Genomic DNA, 5878 nt, shown 5'->3' on the forward strand with positions numbered 1-5878 from the left:
AGAAAATAGACGAAACCGCTAGAAGTATCTGAGAATTCATGAAATGTGCCCTAAAACCATTAAATACAACCACATATAGTGAATACTCCTAAATCCATATATATCAACACTTTGCGTCATTTCGATGAACTCAATACAACGCTCTGCGCGCTCTGCCTGCCCGCACGAAGTTATACGCAGGCGGGCGAGAGGGACTTTTTGCGAAGGCGTCAAAATAGAAAATAGAAAACAGAAAATAGAAAATGACACTGTCGAGGAGCTTCAATTTTCAAGTTCACATTACAATTAGTTCAACGTTCTATGTTCCTGCAATTTTGTTATCTTGGCAGTCGAAATTGAGTAACTAAAATGGCTTTAATACCAGAACATATCATCGAACAAGTCCGCGAAGCCAATGATGTGGTTGAGGTTATTTCAGACTATGTTCAGCTAAAACGGTCCGGGCGTAATTGGTTTGGTCGCTGTCCCTTTCATGATGAGAAGACCCCCTCTTTCAGCGTCAGTTCTGATAAACAGATCTATCATTGTTTTGGCTGTGGTGCCGGTGGGAATGTGATCAATTTCATAATGGAACATGAGCGACTCGATTTTATTTCCGCAGTAAAGCTGTTAGCGGACAGAGCCAACATCACGATCGTGACCGATGATCGAGAACCCCAGCGCAAAGATGATCGAGCTTCCATCTACAATATGCATGAGATCGCTTGCAGAGCATTTGAGCGTCAGTTGGCTGACTCTGCCGGCGCAATGGCTATGGAGTATTTGCTCAAACGGGGAATGTCAGAGGACGTACTCAAGACATTTAGAGTTGGCTTTGCCCCGGATCGCTGGGATACAGTGACCCTGGAAGTCATGAAGATGGGACTCTCGCAGGATATTCTGACTCGAAGCGGCTTGCTGATGAGCAAAGATAGTGGTGGTTATTATGATCGCTTCAGGAATCGGATCATGTTTCCTATCGTGGACATCAATGGTAAGGTTCAGGCCTTTGGTGGGCGGATCTTTGGGGATGCTGAGGGTGCTAAATATATGAATAGTCCGGAGACCCCGATCTATCATAAAGGTCGCACACTGTTCGGTTTAGACCAGAGTCGCGAGGAGATCAGGAATTCCCGAACAGCTATTCTGGTGGAAGGCTATATGGATCTTATCCGGCTTTACCAGGAAGATTTTAAGAATGTTGTGGCAGGAACCGGCACCGCGTTTACACCGGAACAAGCCGGTTTGATCAAGCGTTTTTCTGATAAGGTCTACGTGTGTTATGATGGGGACAATGCCGGACAAAAAGCAGCTCAGAAGGCTGGATTCACTCTGCTGGATAAAGGTCTGGATGTAAGTGTCGTCCAACTGCCCACCGGAGAAGACCCGGACAGTTTTTTTGATGAACATGACCACAAAGCTTTTGTGGGGATGCTGGACAATGCTGCTGATCTCATGACATTCATCTTGCAGGTCAATCAGGATAGGATGGGATCTCCTGTGACGCGGACGGCCTTCCTGGAGAGTGTTGTCTCTGAATTGGCTTTAATGCAGAATGAAATTCTCCGGGGAATGCTGGCAGGTCAATTAGCTGATGAAATGCATGTGCCGGAAGATGCTGTTATGGGTCTATTGAAAAAGCTAACCAGACGCACCAGCAGACCGGCCTATTTACCAGAACCACAACAGACAGTCAGCCGAACAAACAGCTTGCAACGTCCCGGAACTGCTTCAGAAATGGCTGAGTTTGCCCTGCTCCGACTGCATTTGAGTTCAAACAAGGATATTTTGGATTGGTTGCTCAGCAGTATCGCAGCTGAAGAGATCGAAATGATGCGTTACAAAACGATCTTCTTTCTGCTTCGTGATAGAATTCACAAGGAGTTCCCCATCAATCAGGCTTCAATCATGGATGAAATAATTGAGCCGGATATGCGACGGTTCATTGCTAAACTGATTGTTCGAGCCGAGTCGGAACCAGATACGCTTGATGATGCAGTAGCCAACTTAAGAACGATCAGAAAAGCACGCATCCAGGCCAAGATAGATATTTTAAAGACACAGATCCGGGAAGCCGATGCCAGCGGCGTTGATTCAATTGACCTGTTGAAAAAGAAAGTCGAACTGCAGACTCAAAAAGCCGGTATCTAGACTTCAGAGGGCGCGTATCGGTCATCCTCCATGAAATGTGCAGGCGAATTGTTCCTCTCACAATGGTCGGGATGTTTTTGATCAGGTAATGTTACCTTTTCCCCACGCCTGGTCTGAATAAAAACAAGATTTGGAATTTCTCAGGCTCTCTATCCAGTTCGCTCTGAGAGTCAAGTGGGGTTAAAGGAAACAGAATCATAAAGATAGCTATCCAGAAAAAAGTTGAGAAAAGTCTCCGGGAGACTTGACACGCTTTCGATTTAAGTCTAAAATATGATCGGAAAAATGACAGCGAGGAGTCCCTTATTCAACAGAACAAGGGACTTTTTGTTTCTAGGAAGTAGGTCTAAAATTGAGTGGAATCACCAGGATTTCAGTGTTTCTTGCTTGTCAGGCGTAGCCCCTAATGAAAGAAGACGGAATTGGAATATCCTGAACGAGATTTATCATACATAAATAGCGTCTTGTTCAATTCTTTGTTTTAGGCTTGGGTTCATACTATCACGCAATCGCACAATATCAACTGGTTATTCCGGACGTTTCGGACTGAACACGCGAGACTTTTCAGTACCTTTTTCCTAACAGCGCGCCATATATCAATGAGTTACTAAATTGGTATAATGTTTGAAAATGGGGTAGGGTGTTGTGAAATTACTGTATAGCTACTTTTTATTCATGGATTTATTATATGCTACCATATCTTTGATTTTTACTACCCAAAGCTTTCCTCTTTTTTGGGCAGGCAGTCTTCCCTGATGAATAAGTTGCCGTAGATAATCTTGTGAATAGCTGTAAAATTTAGCAGCATCTCTAAGTGGTATTAATGCTTCATCATCTGTTGTGTTGATATCTTTTTCAATCAGATCCAGAGAGTGGTTTAGGCGATAATGAATCATGGTTTTTAATTCTGATAAATCGCTCTTATCAATTGCTTTATTAATTCTAGAAACAGTAGGCTTTTCACCTTGCTCAATCTTACGGAGCATTTTTTCTATCTCATTATCACCAATTTCCAGAGCATGATAATATTTATCTCGATCACTTTTCTGGGTTCCTTTGATTGACAGATTAATTAACCCGCTCCCAATGAGTAGATATGAAAGTAGAATTCTGCCAACCCGACCATTTCCATCTCTGAAGGGGTGGATGGTTTCAAAAAGAACATGACTGGCTGCAAAAAAAGTTAGATCATCAAATTTCGGGTTAACTAAATGCGCATGGTGCCATTTGATAAATATTGGCAGTATCTGAGGTAGATAATGATAACTCAAGGGGGTGAATGTTGATTGAGTAACGGCTACATCTTCTTCGCGAAAGCCACCCAGTTTGCCTGTAAATGTTCCAAATTGACTTTCATATCGCATCAGTATTGTATGTATTTGTTTTAAATCTGCAAGTCGTACATCGAATTCGTTTAACTCGTATTGGTTCTCTGCGTACTCATAGAGTGAGCTTGCAGCTTCAAAGTATCCTAAGATTGCCGCACTTTTCTGATTCTGAGTACGATTACTTCGATTTAATACTGACAACAACTCAGTGCGATTTGCAAATATCCCCTCAATTGCTATGGAATTCCTGATTTCATCACGGAATAGCGTGTACCACTCACTATTGTTTACCGTAATAAAAGGAATATCATTGTCGCGGAACTTATCCAGGATCTGTTTAATCTGTTGGGTTGTATTCATTGCTATTTCCGTATTTACCGTACTATGATAACGCTATATCTTAAGTTATATAGGCACTTAATCAATATAAATTATCGTAGGATACGGAAACAATAATTGTCGTCAACTGTGAGTTTACCCGCGCTTATCATGAGTGTAGTTATCGGGGTCTTTTTAATGTCGTTCATTAAAGATACATCCTGTTAGCAAAACTATCTGACTTCAGTTGTTCTTACTAGGGGCAATAAAAAAGGCTAGCGATGCTGACCTCCTTGAATGCAGAATATCGATTAACGATTGCAGAACTCAGAAGTAAACTACTTCTCAGATCGGTGTTCCTTGCCCACCAACTCTATGAGCTACGACCTGGCAGACAGGGATCCGTTTACGTTCTTCGAGCTTCAACGGGACAAGCTTGAACCCCGAACCTCGCATACTGTGGGATCTACGAGCAACGGCGGATGTGACTGGAAAGTGACTATGCTGATAATTGGTCACAACTTTAGTAGATTCGGTTGCTGGAACTAGATACAGGAGATCAGATTCGTTATCTAGCCCATCTCTTGCAGTATTTGTTCGATTGTCTCAGCGAGGGGTTTCATTTGGTGCTCACAAACCCAAAATATCTGTTCAGCATCGATATCGAAGTAGTGATGAGTAATAATATCTCGCATCCCCATAGCTCCCTTCCAATCGATTCTAGAATATTTGACAAGAATGGTTTTTTCTGTAATCTTGTCGAGGTTTTTCAAGCTTTCTCCAACAGCAATTACTAACATACATATTGCATCTAATTTTTCCATGCCAGCAGGAGTATTGGTGAAATCGTCGATAGATTTGATTGGCTCAAAACGATCTTGAACCGTTCGAGTTGCACTTAGAATTTGATTCAGAATGTCTTGAACGAGGGTTTTATCATACATAAATAGCGTCTTGCTCAATTCTTTGCTTTAGGCTTGGATTCATGCTATCACGCAATCGCACAATATCAACCTGATGTATCAATCGCTTTTCAAGATCCTTTTTGATGTGTACGATCAAGTAGGGGTCAGGAGTCCGAGTTTGTAACACAATATCGACATCACTTTGATCATTCATTTGATCTCTAGCAACCGAACCAAAAACACCAAGCAATATGATACCATATTTTTCAGCAGATGATTCCTTGAAATCTGATAATATGTTGATCACATCTGACCGTGTCATCCTGGATCCCACTTAAAGTTATAAAGTATAAATACTCAGCTCTGGTTGCTAAAATATGTCGCCAAACATACTGGCCTATTTCTCCACACGTGAATCCCAGGAATCTGGATGTTGGTGGAGATTCTGGATGGCTATTATAATGATTAGTTCGTTTTGTTGCTGATAAATAACTGCATATGGGAACCTATTAACCAGGCATCGACGAGTACGTTTTGAAAGTAATGTCCATGCTTCTGGATAATGGATTATCCGGCTGATACTCTTCTGTACTTCAGCTGCAAGCAGATACCCGAGACCATCACTTTGAGTATTGTAATAATCTATAGCCTCAGTAAGTTCCTGCTCAGCAGGATCAAGAAAACCAACTTTCATATCAATTATTTATTAATCTTGTCGAAAACTTCATCCGCAGTTCTGAGCTTAATTTTTCCCTGATCATAGGCATCTATTCGATTCTCTACTTCAATTGCCCAGGATGCATCGATATCATTACGATTTGAAAAATTAAAGCTGGCAAGTATCTTTTCTACAAGTTCTGCTCGTTCCATCGGGGAAAGATGGACTGCATCGTTCAATATTTGTTGTGCTTGGGCTGTCATAAAAACCTCACATTCCTTACATGTAAATTAACTTGATGTATTAAAATTGCAATCTACCAGTTCAATACAGCAGTAAATATTTACCAACAAATATATTTTAATACAGAGTAAACTACCTGACTTCGGTTGTACTTATAGAGGCAATAAAAAAGGCTAGCGATGCTGAGTTCTTTGAATAACGAATATCGATTAGCGATTGAAGAACTCAGAAATAAACCACTTCGCAGATCGGTGTTCCTTGCCCACCAGCTCTATGAGCTACGACCTGGCAGGAGG

Annotated in this window: 6 protein-coding genes; 1 reads left to right on the top strand and 5 read right to left on the bottom strand. The window is 41.5% G+C overall.

Annotated features, from left to right (window positions below; all coding sequences use genetic code 11):
* Positions 1 to 348 precede the first annotated feature (348 nt).
* Positions 349 to 2130 (top strand): DNA primase, encoded by a 1782-nt coding sequence (gene dnaG, locus U9Q77_09995; GenBank protein MEA3287688.1) that lies wholly within the window; start codon positions 349 to 351, stop codon positions 2128 to 2130.
* A 662-nt stretch (positions 2131 to 2792) separates the two neighbouring features.
* Here dnaG and U9Q77_10000 read toward each other — a convergent pair.
* The 5 genes from U9Q77_10000 to U9Q77_10020 form a co-directional block, all read right to left on the bottom strand.
* A complete protein-coding gene (locus U9Q77_10000; GenBank protein ID MEA3287689.1) occupies positions 2793 to 3818 on the bottom strand; it encodes a Fic family protein in 1026 nt (341 codons plus the stop codon).
* Between the two features lie 530 nt (positions 3819 to 4348).
* A complete protein-coding gene (locus tag U9Q77_10005; GenBank protein MEA3287690.1) occupies positions 4349 to 4720 on the bottom strand; it encodes a HepT-like ribonuclease domain-containing protein in 372 nt (123 codons plus the stop codon).
* Positions 4713 to 5003: a nucleotidyltransferase domain-containing protein gene (locus tag U9Q77_10010; GenBank protein MEA3287691.1), complete on the bottom strand. Its 291-nt coding sequence runs from the start codon at positions 5001 to 5003 to the stop codon at positions 4713 to 4715. The genes U9Q77_10005 and U9Q77_10010 overlap by 8 nt, the downstream gene beginning before the upstream one ends.
* Before the next feature lie 75 nt (positions 5004 to 5078).
* Entirely contained in the window at positions 5079 to 5375 is a 297-nt protein-coding gene (locus U9Q77_10015) for a type II toxin-antitoxin system RelE/ParE family toxin (protein ID MEA3287692.1), read from the bottom strand.
* Positions 5376 to 5380: 5 nt separating this feature from the next.
* Positions 5381 to 5602 carry an addiction module protein gene (locus tag U9Q77_10020; GenBank protein ID MEA3287693.1) on the bottom strand — a complete coding sequence of 74 codons (222 nt, stop codon included), beginning with the start codon at positions 5600 to 5602 and terminating at the stop codon, positions 5381 to 5383.
* Positions 5603 to 5878: the final 276 nt, after the last annotated feature.

The organism is Candidatus Neomarinimicrobiota bacterium, from assembly GCA_034716895.1.
GTDB lineage: Bacteria > Fidelibacterota > UBA8477 > UBA8477 > JABMPR01 > JABMPR01.